Below are 1,435 nucleotides of genomic sequence, written 5' to 3'. Positions count from 1 at the left end.
GGCACCAAGATTTTAAAGCTAATTTGTTGAATACTATCAAGTAATTAACAAATAAGTTAAAATTTAGGGCTGTTAAGAAAATGTTAAACAATTGGTAGCCTGGTTTGTACGCTCAATGTTTAAAAAAGCCGTAAATTAAAGAATACAGAGTGCCTGCATTTGCAAGCACTCTTTTTTCGTTCAGGGTAATGATTTCAGTAATTGATTCTGATGTCAAGTAAGGTCAAAACTTTACGGGATGCAGGATCGAAACTAGCCATTTTTTATACCATCAATGTTGATGCAGGGCCGTTCACTTATACCTCCTCAATCCTGTCTGAGACCTGCCCTGTCTTTTTTTACCTGATGTTATCCTTACACCGAAATATCCAGATATATTGCCAACTCATTCTCCAGCGTTTTACCCGCGATTTCCATATCGATATCAATATATTCCATTGTGGTTGCCAGTGTATGACGAAAACGATGAGGGGAAACGGCAAAGCCACACTCTTTAGACAACCGATTGAAGAAAGAACGGATATGCTGCCTTTCTTTATCGTGATCATACCGATAACGGCTCATCTGCCCGTGTGCATGCAAGCTCAGACGACTTAAATCAAACAGCGGATCATCGTCTTTCGCCCCGCAGGCTCTTGCCTGTTCAACCCGTTGTGCCAGCCGGGGTTTGAGCTGCCGGATCATCGGTATCCGCCACTCACTGTGGTTTTTACTGCCCTCAACACGCAATACAATATAATTGTCATCCAGGTTAATATCCCGCAACCGCAGATGCAGTAACTGGTTCTGACGCATCCCCGTTAACCGGAAGGTGTCTAACACGGTCAGCCAGTACCCTGTCGGGTACAATGCACAACGGCCTCCCCGTGGAGCGACTTGTCTTCTTTCCTCTTCCTCGTATTGTCTCATCAGCAGATAGAGATGAATGATTTGGGATTTACTCAGAATTTTCTTCTTTTTCTTCTCTTTTTTCACTGCGGCATCGTTAAACGGGTTTTCAGTCTGTGGCAGGAGTTTCCTTACCATACCGAAATTAAAAATCGCCCGCAGGTGAGCCACCTTATTGTTCCAGGTATGACCGGATTGTTTCTTTTCCACCAACGAATGACGCCGCCACCGCAGCACATCGCGGTGAGTGACCTGCTCCGGTAATACCGCTTCGCCCATAAACCGGGTAAAAACCCGCTTGACCTTGTGGTAGCTCCACTCGGAGGCCGGGCGTAACATCTGTGAGAAAAAATATTCCTCTAACAATTCATCCCAGCCCATTTTTTCTTCTGTTCCGTACATCATCGTTTTCCTGTTATCAATAGCATAATCTGGCCGCTAATTCCCTGTGGGAGCAACGCTTTTGGGCTTTTTACGGGTATGTTTGGATGATTTAAAATCGATATGATTATCATTTGCATTAATTTGTTCTGAAACTTCATCATTT

The 1,435-nt window shown here is 44.0% G+C and carries 1 protein-coding gene; it reads right to left on the bottom strand.

Going from position 1 to position 1,435, the window contains the following annotated elements; translation table 11 throughout:
- Nucleotides 1-354 precede the first annotated feature (354 nt).
- On the bottom strand, nt 355-1,290 hold the full coding sequence (locus PSI23_RS21405; protein ID WP_273556963.1) for a tyrosine-type recombinase/integrase: 936 nt from the start codon (nt 1,288-1,290) through the stop codon (nt 355-357).
- Nucleotides 1,291-1,435 lie beyond the last annotated feature (145 nt).

The organism is Xenorhabdus yunnanensis (genome assembly GCF_028598805.1).
GTDB lineage: Bacteria > Pseudomonadota > Gammaproteobacteria > Enterobacterales > Enterobacteriaceae > Xenorhabdus > Xenorhabdus yunnanensis.
This window is presented reverse-complemented; position numbering and strand designations above follow the sequence as displayed.

Excerpts from the sequence above, each read along its gene's own strand:
- PSI23_RS21405 (WP_273556963.1), bottom strand. The coding sequence starts at position 1,290 with ATGTACGGAACAGAAGAAAAAATGGGCTGGGATGAATTGTTAGAGGAA.